At 67.5% G+C, this 18,867-nt stretch carries 13 protein-coding genes; 6 read left to right on the top strand and 7 right to left on the bottom strand.

Annotated elements, in window-relative coordinates:
* Positions 1–10: 10 nt before the first annotated feature.
* The 3 genes from HV786_RS00990 (at position 11) to HV786_RS01000 (ending at position 6,477) form a co-directional block, all read left to right on the top strand.
* Positions 11–2,050 carry a sensor histidine kinase gene (locus tag HV786_RS00990; protein ID WP_175209747.1) on the top strand — a complete coding sequence of 680 codons (2,040 nt, stop codon included), beginning with the start codon at positions 11–13 and terminating at the stop codon, positions 2,048–2,050.
* A gap of 241 nt (positions 2,051–2,291) precedes the next feature.
* Positions 2,292–4,787, top strand: a complete 2,496-nt coding sequence (locus HV786_RS00995; RefSeq protein WP_158216710.1) for an autotransporter family protein — start codon at positions 2,292–2,294, stop codon at positions 4,785–4,787.
* A 175-nt stretch (positions 4,788–4,962) separates the two neighbouring features.
* The gene (locus HV786_RS01000) at positions 4,963–6,477 is read left to right on the top strand and encodes an argininosuccinate lyase (protein ID WP_128829022.1); all 1,515 of its coding nucleotides are present in this window, start codon (positions 4,963–4,965) and stop codon (positions 6,475–6,477) included.
* A 59-nt stretch (positions 6,478–6,536) separates the two neighbouring features.
* Here HV786_RS01000 and HV786_RS01005 read toward each other — a convergent pair whose 3' ends face one another.
* A complete protein-coding gene (locus HV786_RS01005; protein ID WP_175209749.1) occupies positions 6,537–7,439 on the bottom strand; it encodes a LysR family transcriptional regulator in 903 nt (300 codons plus the stop codon).
* A gap of 144 nt (positions 7,440–7,583) precedes the next feature.
* Between HV786_RS01005 and HV786_RS01010 the strand changes: the two genes are divergently transcribed.
* On the top strand, positions 7,584–8,996 hold the full coding sequence (locus HV786_RS01010) for an MFS transporter (protein ID WP_254599428.1): 1,413 nt from the start codon (positions 7,584–7,586) through the stop codon (positions 8,994–8,996).
* Between the two features lie 34 nt (positions 8,997–9,030).
* Here HV786_RS01010 and HV786_RS01015 read toward each other — a convergent pair whose 3' ends face one another.
* Genes HV786_RS01015 through HV786_RS01030 form a run of 4 tightly spaced genes read right to left on the bottom strand, consistent with a single transcriptional unit; the run spans position 9,031 to position 14,077 of the window.
* Positions 9,031–9,996, bottom strand: a complete 966-nt coding sequence (locus HV786_RS01015) for a Bug family tripartite tricarboxylate transporter substrate binding protein (protein ID WP_175209752.1) — start codon at positions 9,994–9,996, stop codon at positions 9,031–9,033.
* A 43-nt stretch (positions 9,997–10,039) separates the two neighbouring features.
* Positions 10,040–11,284: a CaiB/BaiF CoA transferase family protein gene (locus HV786_RS01020; RefSeq protein WP_128830304.1), complete on the bottom strand. Its 1,245-nt coding sequence runs from the start codon at positions 11,282–11,284 to the stop codon at positions 10,040–10,042.
* Between the two features lie 29 nt (positions 11,285–11,313).
* The gene (locus tag HV786_RS01025) at positions 11,314–12,459 is read right to left on the bottom strand and encodes an FAS1-like dehydratase domain-containing protein (RefSeq protein WP_056559293.1); all 1,146 of its coding nucleotides are present in this window, start codon (positions 12,457–12,459) and stop codon (positions 11,314–11,316) included.
* Between the two features lie 40 nt (positions 12,460–12,499).
* Positions 12,500–14,077, bottom strand: coding sequence for an acetate--CoA ligase (locus HV786_RS01030; protein ID WP_128830305.1), 1,578 nt, complete (start codon positions 14,075–14,077; stop codon positions 12,500–12,502).
* A gap of 168 nt (positions 14,078–14,245) precedes the next feature.
* Between HV786_RS01030 and HV786_RS01035 the strand changes: the two genes are divergently transcribed.
* Both HV786_RS01035 and HV786_RS01040 read left to right on the top strand, forming a co-directional pair.
* Entirely contained in the window at positions 14,246–15,043 is a 798-nt protein-coding gene (locus HV786_RS01035; RefSeq protein ID WP_081259812.1) for an IclR family transcriptional regulator, read from the top strand.
* Between the two features lie 4 nt (positions 15,044–15,047).
* Positions 15,048–15,524, top strand: coding sequence for a PaaI family thioesterase (locus HV786_RS01040; RefSeq protein ID WP_175209754.1), 477 nt, complete (start codon positions 15,048–15,050; stop codon positions 15,522–15,524).
* 34 nt (positions 15,525–15,558) lie between these two features.
* On the opposite strand, the gene HV786_RS01045 is transcribed toward HV786_RS01040, so the two are convergent.
* Both HV786_RS01045 and prpF read right to left on the bottom strand, forming a co-directional pair.
* Positions 15,559–17,403: a methyl-accepting chemotaxis protein gene (locus HV786_RS01045; RefSeq protein ID WP_128829018.1), complete on the bottom strand. Its 1,845-nt coding sequence runs from the start codon at positions 17,401–17,403 to the stop codon at positions 15,559–15,561.
* A 220-nt stretch (positions 17,404–17,623) separates the two neighbouring features.
* A complete protein-coding gene (gene prpF, locus HV786_RS01050) occupies positions 17,624–18,808 on the bottom strand; it encodes a 2-methylaconitate cis-trans isomerase PrpF (protein WP_128829017.1) in 1,185 nt (394 codons plus the stop codon).
* Positions 18,809–18,867 lie beyond the last annotated feature (59 nt).

An 18,867-nucleotide genomic window follows, 5' to 3' on the forward strand; every position in this document is an offset into this window, starting at 1 on the left:
ATTGCGATTGATGAAACGGGAATGTTACTCCAGGGCCACGCTGTGGCTGGCGCTGCTGGCCTGCCTCTTCGCGGGTCTTGTAGCCGCGGCCGGGCCGGCGCGCGCCGAGCCGCTGCGCCTGGACGGCCAGGAGCGCGTGCAGGACGCAAGCGGCCATCTTGAGCGGCTGATCGATCCCGATGGCGGACTTGATGTCGCGCACGCGGCCGCCGCGGACGGCTGGACGGCGCTGCCGGGCAGCCTGAGCGCGGGGTTCACGCCCGCGACGATCTGGCTGCGCCTGCCCGTGCAGGTGGACAAGGTCATGCACGGCGGCTGGATGCTGCGCCTGAGCAATTCGCTGCTGGACGACGTGCGCATCTATGTGGGCCACGCCGGCGGCTGGACGATGCTGGGGCGCAGCGGCGAGGATCTGGCGCGGCGCAAGTGGCCGGTGGACTATCGCAGCCCCGTGATCCAGTTCAATCCGTCGCAACCCGGCGCCTACGTCATCCTGGTGCGGCTTCAAAGCAAGAACGCGCTGGCGACGCGGCTGGAAGTCTGGCAGCGGCTGGCGTTCGATAACCAGTCGCGCCGCGAAGGCCTGCTGTTCGGGCTGTACTTCGGCTTTTACCTGCTCCTGATCTGCGCGCACGCCGCGTTCTGGCTGGTGACGCGCGCGCCCATGAGCGGCCTGTTCCTGGCCTACATCGGCAATTGCGTCTTCAACGAGGTGCTGTCGCTGGGGTTGGTGCAGCAGTTGACGGGCCTGCCCGTTGCCTGGAGCGACCGCCTGCTGGGCGTGGGCATTGCCGTCAGCCTGCCGGTGGCGCTGCGCGTCGCGTTCCGCCAGTTGAATCTGGAAGCGCTGTATCCGCGAGCCGTACGCGGCCTGTACTGGCTGTTCTGGGGCATTGCCGCCGTGTGCTCGGCGCTGATCGTGACGGGGCATTATGGCGCCGGCATGCTGCCGATCCAGACGCTGGGGCTGCTGGTGATCATCGCGTTCATCGTCCTGGGCGCGTACCTGCTCAAGCGGGGCTGGCGGCCGGCGCGCTTTTTCGCGCTGGCGTTTGGCGTGTTCTACGTGGGCGTGCTGATCGCCTTCCTGCGCAACCTGGGAGTGTTCCCGGTCAACGCCTTCACCGAGTACGTGTCCACGTTGGGCACGATGCTGCACATGCTGCTGCTCAGCCTGTTCATCGTGGGACGCTACGAGCGCCGGCGCCGCGTCCGGGAATTGCAGCAGGCCAATCTGGCGGCCGATCTGGCGCGCCAGCACAGCCATTGGCTGGAACGCGAAGTGGCCCTGCGCACGGCAGAAATGCAGGGCGAGATCGAACGCCGGGTCGCGCTGGAAGGCGAATTGCGCACCTCGCTGGAAAAGGAACGGCAGATGTTCACCGAGCAGCGTGAATTCGTGGCGATGGTGTCGCACGAGTTTCGCACGCCGCTGGCGATCATCACGACGTCGGCCCAGCAATTGGGCCGCAACCTTGCCGCGCCGCTGGAAAAGAGCCTGGCGCGCTGCGCCAACATCCGCGATGCGGCCATGCGACTGTTGGCGCTGGTGGACGAATACCTGACCGATGACCGCATGCGCGAGCCGCGCGCCGAACTGCGCTTGACCCGGTGCGACCTGCCTGCGCTGTTGCAGGATCTGGCGAGCGAGTATCCGCCGGGCAGGGTGCAGTGCGCCTACGAATCGAAGACCCGGACGCTCGACTGCGACGCGGGCCTGCTGCGGATCGCGCTGCGCAACCTGCTGGCCAATGCCGACCGGCATTGCACCGAGGGCGGGACGGTCAGCGTGTCGGTGCGCGAAGACGGGGACCAGTTGCGCATTGCGGTTTCCAATCCCGGCAGCGCCATTCCCGCCGGAGAGCAAGAGCGGCTGTTTCAGAAATACTATCGGGGGCAAAATGCCACCCGGCATCCGGGGGCGGGACTGGGACTGTATCTGGTCAGTTCCATCGCAGCGCGGCTGGGTGGTTCGGTGGCACTGGAAGCGGCCGGGGGCGTCGAGCCGGTGCGCTTTTGCATTACGTTGCCTCACCTGCGAGCCGACTGAAGGCGGTACTGCCGCGAATATTGCGAAGTGCGCGGCAATTGTTGCGTAAATGCCTCCATTCGACGCCAGCCCTCGCGGGCCGCCGACGGTCCAAACGGGGGAAAAGCGCGGTCTTTTGGGCCTATTTGTGCCTATTCGACGAGAAGCGGCCGCAGCTATTACAAGTTGCTCAGATTCGCTCAGATTCCGTTTTGCAATGATCGGTACATTTCAGACACGAAATTTACATGGTCACTACAAAATGTCTCGCCGCTTTCCGCTTACCCGCCTCGCCGTTTTGCTTAGCCTGAGCCTGCCGTTTTCTGCCCCGTCGGCGCTTGCACAGCCCACCGACTACATCCTCCACGCCGGTAATGTGCCCACCGTTGTCAACATTGGCGATTACACCTCGATTACCCTGATCGGCGGCACGATCGTGGACGGCGACGTCGTGAACGATGGCTTGATGTGGCCGATGTCCTTCAGCCCCAACGGCGGCATCAAGGTGCAGGGGTCGACCGTCAACGGCTCGATCATCAACCAGGCCGCCCGGCAACTGACCAGCAATCGCGCCGGCATCAGCATTTCGAATGGCGGCATGGTCAAGGGCGACATCATCAACGAATATCGGATTTCGGGCGAGTACAGCGCGGGCGTCGGTATCGAAGTGATCACCTCGAGCACGGTCCTGGGCAAGATCATCAACAACGGAAGCATTGACGCGGGCATCGTTGTCTCGGACGGCACGGTCACCGGCGGCATCGTCAACAACGGCGTCATCAATGCCAAGATGGATGGCATTGCACTTGACGTCGCCGGCGCCAGTGCGCCGATGACGATCGTCAACGGCGGCACGATCGCCGGCGACGTGATGCTTGGCACGTCCACCCTGGACATCACCGGCGGCACCATTACGGGCGGCGTCGTGGGCCCCGACGCCATCATGAACATCAATGGCGACTTCGGGGCAACCTCCAAGATCAGCGTCGGCCAGATCAACGTCGCGCCGGCCGCGACGCTGACGCTGAACGGCAACACCATGAAGGGCCTGGTGAACGTGAAGGGCACGCTGGCGGGTTCCGGCGAAGTCGGCCCGACCACCTTGGAGTCGGGTTCGACCCTGTCGCCCAACGCCGCGGCGCAGTCGAACCACATCTTCATGATGTCGGTGTCGCCGGTTGTCGTCACCCCGCCGTCGCCGATCGGCACCATCACGGTGAATGGCGACCTGACCTTCAAGCCGGGCTCGACCTATCGCGTCGACGCCACCGCCGAGGGCAAGAGCGACCGCGTCAAGGTCACCGGCACGGCCAATCTGGCGGGTTCTGTGGTGCACGTGGGTTCTGGCGGCACGTACGCTGAATCGACGGCCTACACCATCCTGTCGGCCAACACCCTGAACGGCCACTTCGACAGCGCGACCAGCGACATGGCCTTCCTGCAACCGTCGCTCAGCCATCAAGGCAACCAGGTCGTGCTGACGCTCGACAAGAAGCAAGTGCCGACCGAGCCGACTCCCACGCCGACCGAGCCGACTCCCACGCCGACCGAACCGGCTCCCACACCGACCGAACCGGCCCCCACGCCCATCGGCAACGGCGGCACCCGCCCGATCGAATTCGCCGACCTGGCTGTGACCAGCAACCAGCGCTCGGCCGCGAACGCGCTGCAAAGCCTGCCCAAGACCAGCGCGCTGTACACGCGCGTCCTGAACCTGCCCAACGGCGCGCCGGCCGGTGTGTTTGCCGACTTGTCCGGCGAATCGTTCGGCAGCAGCGTGTCGGCGATGCAGAACGTCAGCAACAACGTGGCCAGCCTGCCCACGGCACAGCTGCGCGCCAACATGAATGCCGGTTTCGTGGCCGGCCCCCCCACGGCGCAGGTCGGCCGTGGAGACGCCTCCATGCTGCCGCGCTCGAACGCGCAGCCGCTGTGGGCGCAGGCCTTCGGCAACTGGCGCACGATGGACGGCAACGGCGACGTCGCCAAGTCCCGTGAACGCGACGTCGGCATCTTCGTCGGTGGCGATCACGGCGTGGGCAACGGCTGGCGTCTGGGCGGCGCGTTCGGTTACACCGACAGCCGCATCACGGTGGACGACCGCTCGGCCAAGTCCGACGTGAACAGCTACAGCGCGATCCTGTACGGCGGCAAGTCGTTCGAAGCCGGCTCGGGCAAGATCAACTTCACCGCCGGCGTGGCCTACACGTGGCACGACATCGACAGCAAGCGCAACATCAACGCGGCGGGCCAGTACCAGGAGCTGAAGGCCGACTACAGCGCCAGCACCGGCCAGGTCTTCACCGACGTGGGCTACGCCATCCCGCTGAACGACCGCGTCACCCTTGAGCCGTTCTTCGGCGCGGACTTCAGCGACCTGCGCACCCGCGGCTTCTCGGAATCGGGCGGTGACGCCGCGCTGAGCGGCAAGAGCAGCACGAACAACGTGGGCACCACCACGCTGGGCCTGCGCGCACAGACGACGTTCGATGTGAAGGACAACGCGGGCCGCCTGCGCGGCATGCTGGGCTGGCGCCATGCTTACGGCGACCTCAATCCGGAAGCCACGATGTCGTTCGACGGCAGCCAGCCGTTCACCGTCGCGGGCAACCCGCTGGCGCGTGACGCGGCGGTCATGGAAGTGGGCGTGGATCTGGCGATGAGCAAGAACGCCACGCTGGGTCTGGCGTACTCCGGCCAGTTCGGCGACGGCAACCGCCAGAACACCGGCACGGTCAACGTGAGCTGGCGCTTCTAAGGCGATTCGATTCTGATCGGATGCGAAGGCCGGCCTCTTGGAGGCCGGCCTTTTTTCGTGCGGGGCCCGTCTTCGCTCGGCATGGTGTCAGGCGCCCGCGCCTCGGTGCAATACCGGGTGTCCGGCGGCATGGCGCTTCGATACACTGTCTGGCCACCCCTATAACGAGAACGCCATGAGACAGATGCTTCCGACCCTGGGCGCCGCCCTGGTGCTATCGCTGGCCGCGAACGCCGCCGCCGCGCAGCAATCCCCGCCCCGCGATCCCTTCTTCTGGTTGGGAGAAATCAACAAGGCCACGGCGGTGATCAACACCGACGAGGGTCTGCTCGACAAGTCCATGGCGCCGCGGATCGCCGCCGGCGTGGCCAAGGTCATCAGCGACGGCAATCAGCCCGGCGCCAAGCGGGCGGCCACGGTCATCACCTTCGAGCCCCTGCTGATCAAGGCCGCTGGCGAGGATGTGACCCTGCTGCACGCGGGCCGTTCCAGCCAGGACATGCACGCCACCTATCGCAGCGCGATCCTGCGCGACAAGCTGCTGGAACTGGCCGACCAGTTGAACGCCACGTCGACCACGCTGGTGGAGCTGGCCGCCAAGCATGCGGGCACCATCGTTCCCAACTACACCAACGGCGTGGCCGCGCAGCCCAACAGTTACGGACATTACCTGCTGGGCCAGGCGGCGGGCCTGGCGCGAGATGCGCAGCGCATTCGCGAGGCCTACGTGCGCATCGACCGCTCGCCCATGGGCACGACCGTGCTGAACGGCACGAGCTGGCCGCTGGACCGCAAGCGCATGGCGCAATATCTGGGCTTCGAGGCGCTGGTCGACAACGCCTACGACGCCTCGCAGATCTCGTCCATGGACCAGCCGGTCGAGGTCGCGTCCATCGTCACCAGCATCGCGCTGCGTACCGGTAATTTCGTCGAAGACGTGATGACGCAGTATGCACAGTCGCGTCCGTGGATCCTGCTGCAGGAAGGCGGCGGCAATACCTACGTGTCCAGCGCCATGCCGCAAAAGCGCAATCCCGGCCTGCTCAACGACACGCGCAGCGATGCCTCCACCGCGGTGACGCTGGCGATGGGACCCGTGCTGCAGACGCACAACATCACGCCCGGCATGAGCGATCCCAAGGACGTGAAGCAGAATTCCGCGATGGTCGACAGCGCGATCTCTGCGCTCAAGCGCTGGGACCGCGTGCTCAAGGCGATGGTCATCAGCCCGGACCGCGCGCTGGAAGAGCTGAACAGCGACTGGACGGCCTCGCAGGAACTGGCGGACGTGCTGATGCACAAATACAAGCTGCCGTTCCGCGCGGGCCATCATTTTGCGTCCGAGGTAGTGTCGTACGCCAAGGCCAACAACATCAAGCCGCTGGATTTTCCGTACGAACAGGCGCGTCGCATCTATGCCGACGCCATGAAGGATTCCAAGTACGGCACGGACCTGCCGATGAGCGAAGCGGAGTTCCGCGCGACGCTGGATCCCGTGGCCATCGTGAAGAACCGCGCCACCAGCGGCGGACCGCAGCCCAAGGAGATGGATCGCATGATCCAGGAGGCGCGCGAGCAGCTGGCCGCACAGGACAAGTGGATCAAGGCGCGCCGCGCGCACATCCGCGATTCGCTGGCGGAACTGGACAAGCAGTTCGACGCGCTGGTGGCCAGCGCACCGAAGCCGTAGCGGCGGATGAAACGCGCTGGGGCCGTCCTACGGAGGCGGCCCCACCTGGGCGGCCCCTTCTAGGCGGCTCTGTCTTCCCCGCAGACCTGCAGCACGCAGCCGCGCAGCCAGCGATGGGCGGCATCGCCGTCCATCCTGGGATGCCACAGCATCGACACCGTGAAGGGCGCCATCGAGAAGGGCAGCGCAAAGCTGCGCATGCCTGTGCGTAGCGCGGCGGTGTGCCTGTCCGGCACCGTGGCGATCAGGTCGGTGTCGCGCACTAGCGCAAGCGCTGTGGAAAAACCGCTGGCAATCGTGGCGACATGCCGCGCGCGGCCAGCCTGCGAAAGCGCCTCGTCGATCGGGCCGGATTCGCGCCCGCGGCGCGACACCAGAATGTGGCGGGCGTTCACGTAGCGCGTCAGCGTGACGTTGCTGCGGGCCAGCGGATGGCCCGCGCGCATGACCCCGATAAAACGATCCTGGAACAGCGCGCGCGTGCGCAGCTCGGGACTGGCTGACTGGCCCACCACGCCGGTCTCCAGGTCCACGGCGCCGTCGCGCAGCGGCGCGCTGTCCTTATCCAGTTTCTGCAGAAAGCGCAGCCGCACGCCCGGCGCTTGCGTGTCGATGCGGGCCAGGAGGCGCGCGCCGAAGTTCTCCACGAAGCCGTCGGTGACGCGCAGGGTGAAGGTGCGCACGAGGGCCGCGGGATCCAGCGTTTCGGTGGGGCGCAGCACGGCCTGCGCGTCCCGGACGAGCCCGCCGACCTGCTCGCGCAGCGCCAGCGCACGGGGCGTGGGCACCAATCCGCGCCCGGCGCGCACCAGCAGCGGATCGCCTGTTACGTCGCGCAGCCGCGCCAGCGCGCGGCTCATGGCGGAGGGACTCAGGCGCAACCGGCGGGCGGCGCCGGCCACGCTGCCTTCCGCGAGCAGCGCGTCCAGGGTGATGAGAAGGTTCAGGTCGGGCATGGACATGCGGCAAACGTAGCACGCCGGCGGCCGGCGCGCTGACATTTGGCATGGCGCCGTGTGCAGGTATTAGCTGCAAATGCTGCGCCTTCCGCCAGGTGATATTGCGGCCTACGCTGGTGTCCTGTCTCTTCCATTCAGGACGCCATCATGCCGATTTCCGATCCCTCGCCATCCCAGCCCCGTCTGGCGCTGCTGTGCTGCCTGTCGCTGGCGATGCTGCTGTCTTCGCTGGGCACCAGCATCGCCAACGTCGGCCTGCCGGCATTCACGCAGGCATTCGGCGCGCCCTTCCAGTCGGTGCAGTGGGTCGTGCTGGCTTATCTGCTGGCCATCACGATTGCGGTCGTCAGCGCCGGGCGGCTAGGCGACCTGATCGGCCGGCGGCGCCTGATGCTGTTCGGGCTGGCGTGGTTTACCGCCGCGTCGGTGCTGTGCGGGGTGGCGCCAGGCCTGTGGACGCTGGTGGCCGCGCGCGCCGCGCAGGGCATGGGCGCGGCCGTGTTGATGACGCTTGCCATGGCCTTTGCCGGCGAGGCGGCGCCGAAGGGGCGGGCCGGCAGCGCCATGGGTCTGCTGGGCACGATGTCGGCGGCCGGCACCGCGCTCGGGCCGACGCTGGGCGGGGCCTTGATCGCCGGGTCGGGGTGGAGGGCGATCTTCCTGGTGAATCTGCCGCTGGGGCTGCTGGCGTTCTGGCTGGCCTGGCGGCGCCTGCCCCGCGATGCGCAGCGCGCCGCGCATCAACCGGTTCGCTTCGACTGGCCGGGCAGCATGCTGCTGGCGCTGACGCTGGCCACCTATGCGCTGTCCATGACACTGGGCCGCGGCAGTCTTGGGGTGCTCAATGTCATTCTGCTGGCTGCGGCGGCAGGCGGCGCGGGCCTGTTCATGTGGGTGCAGGCGCGGACGGCGCAGCCGCTGGTGCGGCCGGCCATGATCGGCAACCCGTTGCTGGCGGGCGGGTTTGCGGCCAACGCGCTGGTCGCCACGGTGATGATGGCGACCTTGGTGGTGGGGCCGTTCTATCTGTCGGGAGGGCTGGGGTTGGGCGCCGTGCAGGTCGGGCTGGCGATGTCCTGCGGCCCGCTCGTGGCGGCGCTGGCCGGCGTGCCGGCGGGCCGCTGCGTGGATCGTTTCGGCAGCCGGCCGATGACGTTGCTTTCGCTGGGCGCGGTGGGCGGCGCCTGCGCCGCGCTGCCGGCTGCCGCGCAGGCGTTCGGCGTGACGGGTTACGTCGCGGCGCTTGCCACGATGACGGCGGGGTACGCGCTGTTCCAGGCAGCCAACAATACGGCGGTGATGGCGGCCGCAGGCGGCAGCGAACGCGGCGCCGTGTCGGGCATGCTGAACCTGTCGCGCAACCTGGGCCTGATCACGGGCGCCTCGGCAATGGGCGCGGTGTTTGCCGCGGGCGCCGGGGCCGCGTCATTGGCCGATGCGCCGCCCGCCGCGCTTGCGGCCGGGCTGCGCGCGACATTTATCTTGGCCGCTGTGCTGTGCGTGCTGGCGATGGCCGCCGTCGCGGCAAGCGGCAAGCGGCTTGCCGCCGTCCAGCCGTAATGCAGTCCGGACCGGGCCGCCCGCCGTCAGCGCATCATTCCGCCTTCAGGCCCGCCTGCACGATCAGCGGCTGCCACTTCAGCCGTTCGCTGCGGGCGAAGGCCGCCAGTTCGTCGGGCGTGCCGCCGCCCGGTTCGTGGCCCAGGTCCAGCAGCTTCTGCCGGACTTCCGGACGCGCGAGGATCTTGGTCAGGTCGTCGTTCAGCCGCTTCACGGCGGCGGGCGGCGTGCCCTTGGGCGCATACAGGCCGTTCCAGGCGATCACCTGGAAGCCGTCCAGCCCCTGCGCCGCCACGGAAGGCACGCCGGGCAGCAGGGCCGACTCCTTCAACGAGGTCACCGCCAGCGGACGCAACTTGCCGCTGGTGATGAACGAGCGCGCGGCGCTGACGGTGTCGATGCCGAGCTGCACCTGACCGCCCATCAGGTCCGTGGTGGCGGTGGCCGAACCTTTGTAGGGAATGCCCCGGATGCTGTTGACGCCCTGCTGCTTGAGCAGTTCGTAGACGAGGCGTGCGGTGGTGCTGGGCATGCCCACGTTGACGCTGTCGGGCTTGGCCTTGGACGCGTTGCGCAGGTCGGCCAGGCTGGCGTAGGGCGAGGACGGCGTGGTCAGCAGCACCATGGGAAACGAGCTGACCAGCATGACCGGCGTGAAGTCTTTCTCCGGGTCGAAGTTGGTGGACGCGTACATGTACTGGTTCAGCACGTGCGTGCCGTTGGTGCCCATCAGCAGCGTGTAGCCGTCGGGGGCGGCGCGCGCGACCTCGGAGGCGCCGATGTTGCCGCCAGCGCCCGGGCGGTTTTCCACGATGAACGGTTGGCCCAGGTCACGGGCCAGGTATTCGGCCAGGTAGCGGGCGGCGACGTCGGTGCCTTGGCCGGCCTGATAGGGGACGATGATCTTGACGGGTTTGGAGGGATAGCTGTCGGCGGCCGAGGCAGGTTGCGCGAACAGCAGCGGCGCCGCGAGCGCGGCGATGAGGCGTATGGTCTTCATGGTGGTCTCCTCGTTTTTTATGGTGTGCTGCATGCGGGTGCGGCTAGGGCTTGGGAGGCGGCCATCGCGGCAGGATGCCCTGTTCCTGCAACGCCGCGATCTGTGAGTCGTCAAAGCCAGCCTCCCGCAGGACCTCGACGGTGTGTTGCGCATAGGCGGGCGGCGGGCGCTTGACGCGCGCGGGCGCCTGCGAGAGCCGGACTGCCGGACCGATGCCGTGATAGCCATCGCGATCCACGCGCATGCCGCGATGCGCGGTGTGCGCCTGCGCAAAGGCTTCGGGCACGCTGTTGATCGGGCCCGCCGGCACGCCCAGCTGCATCAGCTCGGCGCATAGCGCGTCCCGTGAACGCGACGCCAGGGCGTGTTCGATGGCGTCGCGCAATGCGTCGCGGTGCGCCAGCCGCGACCGGTTGGTGGCAAAGCGCGGGTCTTCGGGCAATGCCGTCAGGCCGGCGTAGTCGCAGAAGCGGCGGAACTGGCGGTCGTTCACCACGCCCAGGAAGATCTCGCCGTCGCGGCACGCATAGCGGTCATACGGCGCGATGTTGGGATGCGCGCTGCCCAAGAGGCCGGGCGTTTGCTGCGTGTGCATCCAGTTGGCGGCGTGCGGCACCAGCAGGCTGAGCGCGGTGTCGAACAGCGTGACCTCGACCCGCTGGCCCAGGCCGGTGCGCGCCCGGTGGTAGAGCGCCAGCAGGATGCCGGACTGCGCGGTGTAGCCGGTCAGGTGGTCGACGATGGGTACGCCGATGCGGGTCGGGCCGCTGGCTGGTTCGCCGTTGATGCTCATCAGGCCGCACATGGCCTGCAGCACCGCGTCGTAGCCGGGCAGGCCGCCCAGCGGGCCGTCGTCACCGAAGCCCGTAATGGCGCAGTAGATCAGATGGGGAAAGCGGGGTTTGAGGTCCGCCTCGTAGTCCAGCCCCCATTTGGCCATCGTGCCGGGGATGAAGTTTTCGATCAGGACGTCGGCATCGGCCAGCAGCGCGAAAAGCACGTCGCGGCCGGCGGGCCGGGACAGGTCCAGCCCGATGGCCCGTTTGCCGCGATTGACGGCGGTGAAGTAGGCCGCGTCGCCCGCTTCGTTGACCGGCGGCCCCAGGCTGCGGGTCTCGTCGCCGCCGGGCGGCTCGATCTTGATGACGTCCGCGCCCTGGTCCGCCAGCATTTGCGAGCACAGCGGACCGGCCAGGACGCGCGACAGGTCGATGACGCGCAGGCCGTCCAGCGCGCCCCGCGCGCGAGGCGCGGGGCAGGGTGCAGCTTGTTCCGATGAATCAGACATCGCCCACCTCGTCTTGGGGTTGCCGCCGGTCAGGCGCGGGTAGGCAATTCGACCACACCGGAGCCCAGCACGGACAGCTCGTCGTCCTGATTGCGCGCTTCCTGTTCGATCTCGACCAGGTGCCGGCCGTCTTCGACGTACTTGCGCACGACCTTGCCCTTGAAGAACAGCATGTCGCCCTCGGGGTTGTGACGGCGGATCTTGCACGTGGACTTGCGCAGGAACCCCGCATCACCCATCCAGTTGGTGAGGTGATGGGTCAGCCACGAGTTGCGCTCGGGACCGTAGTCGTAGGCGCCGGGCGCGCCGACTTCCAGCGCGAAGTCTTCTTCCCAGTGCACGCGTTCGGGCACGTCGGGAATGCCGAAGCGGTTGGTGATCCCCACGCCCGGATGCGCGTCGATGAGCTGCCACGCCAGTTTGTTGGCGCGGATGTACAGGCCGCCCCAGCCCTGCGCGAAGGCGATGAAGCCGGTCACTGTCATCGGGCCCTTGAACATCACGGGCAGTTCCTCGCCTTCCTTCACGTCTTCCCAGTAGCGCGGCGTGGCGCCGCGCACTTCTTCCTGGGCGTAGAGCTTGTAGGCTTCCTTGATTTCCTCGGGGCTGTAGCGGCGCGGCTCGCGTGCGCGGACTTCCGCGTACTTGCTGCCCTGTTCTCGCGCGTGGTCGCGTTCGGTGCGAAAGCACCAGCTGTCGGCCTCGGCGACCTTGTCGCCGTCCTGGTTGAAGAAGTCCACGTGATAGATCTGCTGCACGGCGCGGCCGGCAAAGCGCGTCTGGTGTTCGATCAGGTTCTTCAGGTGCGCTTCGGTGGAGATGGTGTCGTTGCGCTTGACGGTCTTGTGCCAGGTCCAGTCCGCGCCCGACCACATGGCGTGCACGCCGGGCAGCCCGCCCACGTAGCCGGACACGATGCGGCTGGTGGCAAAAAGGAAGCTGGGCAGCGCGATGATGCCGCCGTGCTGGGTCTTGGCCGCGTATTCCGGGTCCGACCACAGGGGGTTGTCATCGCCGATGCCGTGGGCGTAATGGCGGATGTTGTCGCGCGTGGCCTCGTAGCACCACGGTTCGGCGGTGGCGCCGATCTTCACGCCGATGCGTTCGCGCAGCTCGTCCAGCCCGCGTTCGGTGATCTTGGGAAAGCTGCGTTCGGTCTTGGTCTGGGTCAGCATGATGTCTCCTGGTTTTGAAGATGGCCTGTGCCGGACTGCCCTAGGCGTGGGCGGCCCCGGCGGGCGTGGTGTTGGCGGTCGCAAGCTCTTGCTCCCGCAATTTCCTGCGATGGATCTTTCCGGCGGGCGTCTTGGGCAGCTCGGCCACGAACACCACCTGGCGCGGATACTCGTGCTGCGCGAGGCGGCTGCGCACGGCGTCCTGGATTTCTTCCACGAAGGTGTCGTCGCCCGCGCGCGCCGACACCACGAAGGCCTTGACGACCTGGCCGCGCAGCGGGTCGGGCACGCCGATGGCGGCAGCCTCGGCCACGTCCCGGTGCTTGAGGATGGCGTCTTCGATCTCGACGGCGCTCATGGTCCAGCCGGCCGAAATGATGACGTCGTCGGCGCGGCCGCCGTGCCAGAAGTAGCCGTCTTCGTCCACGCGGCCCAGGTCCTTGGTGGCGACCCATGCGTCGCGGCGCCAGAGCTTGAGTTCGCCGGTTTCGCCAGGCGCGCAGGGCTGGCCGTTGGCGTCCTGGACCTCGACGCGCAATCCCGGCACGGGTTTGCCCAGCGAGCCGGCCTTGACGGTGAAGTCCGGCGCGCCGGGGTAATTGACCAGGCAGACCCCGATCTCCGTCGTGCCGTACATGCTGCAGACCGGCCGGCCGAAGGTCGCTTCCACGAAGGCGGCGGTCTCGCTGTCGATGGGTTCGCCGGTGAAGGACACCTTGTCCAGGTGATAGCGGTAGCGCCCGGCCGCGCCGCTGTTGCGCATCATCCGGTAATGGGTGGCGGCAGCCGATATGTTGTTGAAGCGGTGCTCCTGCAAGGCCTGCAGCAGGCGCTCGGCGTTGAACTTGCCGGCATACGCGCCGATGGTGACGCCCAAGGCCAGCGGCGCCAGCGTGCCGTGCCACAGCCCATGTCCCCAGGCGGGCGAGGACGGGCACATGTAGCGGTCGCCCGGGCGGATGCCGGTGCCGTACAGCGCGGCCAGCATCAGCGTGACCAGGGCGCGGTGCGTGTGCTTGACGGCGTCAGGCAGCTCGCGGGTCGTGCCGGACGTGTACTGGAAGATGGCCAGATCGTCGCCGCGCGTGCGGCATTCGTAGTGCGAAGGATAGGCGGCCAGCGTGCCGAGAAACGCCTCGTCGGCGATCACGACGCGCATGTCCTCGCCGCCCGCGGCCAGCGGCGCTTTTTCCGCGTTGGTCACCAGCATGCGCGGCTGGCAGTCCTGCACGCGCAGCTGGATGCCGTCGGGGCCGAACAGCGTGAACAGCGGCACGGCGATCGCGCCCATCTTCATGGCGCCGAACATGGCCACGTAGAACGGCAGCGACGGTTCCAGCATGACGGCCACGCGGTCGCCGGGGCGGATGCCCTGTTCGGCCAGGTAGTGCGCAAGGCGCGAGGATTGCTCGGCGATCTGGCGGAACGAGTAGGTTTCGTCCCCGCCCGCCGCACGCACCAGGATGATCGCCGGCTCGGCCTTGTCCGCGTGCCGATCGATACATTCGTGCGCGATGTTCATGTGTTCGCGGTTGCCGTCGAAAAGCTCCCAGAGCTTGTCGGGGGCGCAAAGCGCCTGGGCGTCCGCATAAGAAAGGGTATCGGTCAGCTTGGTCATTTCGTCGTACCTGTGTGGGTCGGCAACCTGTGGAACTCACTATGCGCGCCACCAAATAAATTGTCAATCGCGTTTATGGATTGTATATATACAATTTCGTGGCGCTAGGCCGGACCCGCGACGCGGTCGCCGCACGGTATGCTTGCCGCAATAAAAACGGAGAAACCGATGAGTGAAACCAGTACCCCGGACCCTGCCGCCGCCGGCCCGCGCGTGCGGCCGGTGCCGGCCGTGACGCGATCGATCGCGATCCTGCGCCTGCTCGGGCGTGGCGGCGAGCCCATGACGCTCAAGGCCATCTCGCAGGAATTGGGCATGGTGACCAGCACCTGCCTGCACATTCTTCGCGTCCTGGTGGAAGAAGGCCTGGTCAAGGTCGATCCCGGCGCCAAGCGCTACAGCCTGGGCGTGGGCATGCTGACGCTGGCGCGCAGCGTGATCGAGAGCAATCCGTTTCCCGCGCTGGCCCAACCCGTGCTGGACCGGATCGCCAACGCGGCCAGCGTCACCGCGATCGGCGTCGAGGTGTCAGGCAGCGATCACATGGTCGTGCTGGCGTTGTCGCGGTCCAATGCGCCGTTCCGGCTGCACGTGGACGTGGGCAGCCGCTTTCCCGCGTTGATCAGCGCGACCGGCCGGCTCGTCGCGGCCTTCGCGGATTTGTCGGAAAAGGAACTGGAGCGGCGCTTCAAGGCGTTGCGCTGGGATCAGGCGCCCGAGTTTTCGGCCTGGAAGGCCGACGTGGACGCGGTGCGCCGCCAAGGCTACAGCGTGGACCGCAACAACTACATCAACGGCGTCGTCGTGATCGCGGTGCCCGTCTTCGACAGCCATCAGCGCCTGACGCATGCGCTGGTGGCCGCGGGATTGGCCGAACAGCTTGACGCGGCGCGCGTCGAATCGCTGGCGCGCGCGCTGCAGGACGAGTCCCGCGCGTTGTCGCAACTGATGGCCGCCAGGAGCTGAGCGCATGACCACGCAACCGGATGTCGAACCGGCCGTGCCGCAAGGGTGGCGCAAAAGAGGGCTTGCGGGCTTTGCGGGCCTGATCGGGCCGTTGTGGGTGCGCAAGGAGGACGAGAGCTGGGCGTATGGCCTCTTGGCCACCGCCGATCACCTGAATCCGGCTGGCGTGGTGCATGGCGGATTGCTGACGGCGTTGCTGGATCACGGCATCAGCGCGATCGCGTGGGAAGCGCTGGGCCGGCGCGCCTGCGTGACCGTGCAGCTGGACACGCATTTTCTCGCGGCGGCGCGCGAGGGGCAGTTTCTGGAAGTGCGCGGCCGCGTGGCGCGGGCGACGTCCTCGCTGGTGTTCATGCAAGGAGAGCTGAGCACGGACGGGCAGGTCGTTGCGACGGCCGTTGCCGTGCTCAAGCAGGTGGGGGCAGCGGCGGGCGGTCCCGCGGCGGGCGATCCCGCGGCGGGCGGTCCCGCGGCGAAGTAAACCCCGCCCCGGATCCCGCCAGGCACGCCCGCGATCAGGCCGGCAGCGCGATCAGCCTGGCTGAACCCGCCGCTTCTTCCTCGCGCAGCTTGAAACGCGCCACGGCATCGGCCAGCACGCGCGCCTGATCGCTCAGCATGCCGGACGCCGCCGTGGACTGCTCGACCAGTGCGGCATTCTGCTGCGTGGCCTGGTCCATGTCGGCGACCGAGCGGTCGATCTGACCCAATCCCGTGCTTTGTTCGGCCATCGCGCCGTGGATCTCGCTCACCATCCGCTGCACGCGGTTGATGCCGTCAACGATCTCGGTCATGGTCGAACCCGCGGCCTGCACGCGTTGCGTGCCGCTCTTGACGTTCTGGACGGACGCCTCGATCAGCGTCTTGATCTCCTGCGCCGACGCGGCGCTGCGCTGCGCCAGTGTGCGCACTTCACCGGCCACCACCGCAAAGCCGCGGCCTTGTTCGCCTGCGCGGGCGGCTTCGACCGCCGCGTTCAGTGCCAGGATGTTGGTCTGAAACGCGATGCCGTCGATCACGCGAATGATCTCGGTAATGCGCTGCGACGACTTCGAGATCTCGTCCATCGTGCTGACCGCGTCGTTGACCACCTGACCGCCGCGGGCGGCGACGGCGCTGGCTTCGTCGGCCAGGCGCGTTGCGTGCTCGGCGGTTTCCTCGGTCTGGCGCACGCTGGACGCCAGTTCGGTCAGCGCCGAAGAGGTCTCCTCGAGCGAGGCGGCCGACGTTTCGGTGCGCTGCGACAGGTCACGGTTGCCCATGTCGATTTCTCGCGTGGCGGCGCTCATTGAATGCACGCCGCTGCGCACTTCGCGCATGACGTGGGTGATCTTCTCCACGAACGCGTTGAACGAAGCCGAGATCTGCGCGACCTCGTCGTGGCCGACCACGGCCAGGCGGTGCGTCATGTCGCCGTCGCCCGAGCCGATGGTGTCCATGGCATCGCGCACGGCGGACAGGCGCTTGAACGCCCGCGACGTGATCACGCTGGCGATGGTCACGGCGATCAGTGTCAGGACGACCAGCGAGATCAGGGTTGCGTGCAGCACCTGCGTCAGGCCGACCGTGGCTTCGGCCTTGTCCAGCGCCACGACCAGATACCAGTCGGTGCCGGGAACGCGGCGCGCCTTCAGCAGCTTTTGCGCGCCGTCCAGCATGATGTCGGCGGGGGCGGCGCCGTCGCGGGCCAGGGATGCCACGACATCGGCCGTCAACGCCGGGGAAATGTCGGTCGACGGCTTGAGCGCCAGCTTGTCGTTCAGGTGCGAAATCACCTGGCCGTCGGTTGCCACCACGAAGGCGCTGCTGGAAGGCGTGGGGTGGATGGCCTTGATGATGTCTTTCACGCCATCGAGCGGCACGGCGCCGCTCAGCACGCCCGCCGTCTGGCCGTTGCGGATCATCGGCGCGGTGAATGCGACGTACAGCACGCCGGTGGTGGAATCGCCATAAGGCTTGGTGACCGTCAGCTTGCCGGCGGCGACGGCGCTCTTGTACCAGGGCCGGGCGGTCGGATCGTAATCCGCCGCGGTCTTGGTGGTGGAAAAGAAGGTCTTGTCCGACCAGCCGATGGTGGTGATGGGAAAGCCATTGGTCTGGCCCATGAGCGGGGTCAGACCGCGGGGATCGCCCTTTTCGACCACTTTCGCGGTGGCGTCGACCGCCTGCGCCTTGTCGGCCGACCAGCGCTCGATGGCGCTGGCGTTGCCCGAGGCCACGGCGTCCAACGTGGCGGCGATGGTGGACATCATGTTGTCGCGCACGATCTGGTAGGTGATGAGGCCGGAGAGCGTGAGGGCTCCCACCACCGTAAAGCAGGTAATAAGCAAAATGCGGTTGCGCAGCGACGTTATCTTCATGCTCGTGTACTGGATACGCCGGCGGGGAAGGCCGGCGGGTTGCAAGTCGGCCAGGAAACCCCCGGCCGCAACCCGCTAACGGCAGATGCAGGCGGCGACTTTAGGGGGCCGCGCCAGAACCGGAGCAATATCGTCGCGGCGGTTTCAGCCGGCTTTCAGCGCAAAAAGAAACGGGGCAGAATCTGCCCCGTTTGCGCATCAAGCACGAAAGAAAGCGGGGTCAGAACCCTTCGCGCGGCACGTGCACGCGGCCTTCCATCAGCACCCGCGCGCTGCGGCTCATGATGGCCTTGGTCACTTTCCATTCGCCATCGACCAACTGCGCCTGCGCGCCGACACGCAGCGTGCCCGACGGGTGGCCGAAGCAGACGTTGTCGCGCTCGCCGCCGCCAGCCGCCAGGTTCACCAGCGTGCCGGGCACTGCGGCCGCGGTGGCGATCGCGACGGACGCGGTGCCCATCATCGCGTGGTGCAGCTTGCCCATCGACAGGGCGCGCACCAGCACGTCGATGTCGCCGGTGCCGATCTTCTTGCCGCTGGAGGACACGTATTCCTTCGGGGAGGCAACAAAGGCAACCTTGGGCGTGTGCTGGCGGCTGGCCGCCTCGGCGATGTCCTTGATGAGTCCCATGCGAACGGCGCCGTGCGCGCGGATGGTCTCGAAGCGGGCCAGCGCGGCGGCATCGCCGTTGATGGCGTCCTGCAGTTCCGTGCCGCTGTAGCCCAGCGCGTCGGCTTCCAGGAAGATCGTGGGAATGCCGGAGTTGATCATCGTGGCCTTGAACGTGCCCACGCCCGGGACTTCCAGGTTGTCCACCAGGTTGCCGGTGGGGAACATGGAGCCGCCGTCGCCTTCTTCGGCCGGGTCCATGAATTCCAGGCGCACTTCGGCGGCCGGGAAGGTCACGCCGTCCAGTTCGAAGTCGCCGGTCTCCTGCACCGCGCCGCCGGTGATGGGCACGTGCGCGACGATGGTCTTCTGGATGTTGGCCTGCCAGATGCGCACGATGGCAATGCCGTCCTGCGGGATGCGGGCGGCGTCGACCAGGCCGTTGGTGATGGCAAAGGGCCCGACCGCGGCGGACAGGTTGCCGCAGTTGCCGCTCCAGTCCACGAAGGGCTGGTCGATGGAGACTTGGCCGAACAGGTAGTCCACGTCATGGCCGGGGCGCGTGCTTTTGGCGACGATGACGGTCTTGCTGGTGCTGGAGGTGGCCGCGCCCATGCCGTCGATCTGCTTGCCGTAGGGGTCGGGGCTGCCGATCACGCGCAGCAGCAGCGCGTCGCGCGCCGCGCCCGGCACGCGGGCCGATTCGGGCAGGTCGTCCAGCTTGAAGAACACGCCTTTGCTGGTGCCGCCGCGCATGTAGGTGGCGGCGATCTTGGTTTGGGGAGCATGTGACATGAAACGATCCTGAAATATCGGAGTAGGGCGGCGGGCGCTGCAACCGCCCGCCGGTCTTT

Source organism: Achromobacter mucicolens, assembly GCF_902859725.1.
GTDB lineage: Bacteria > Pseudomonadota > Gammaproteobacteria > Burkholderiales > Burkholderiaceae_B > Achromobacter > Achromobacter mucicolens.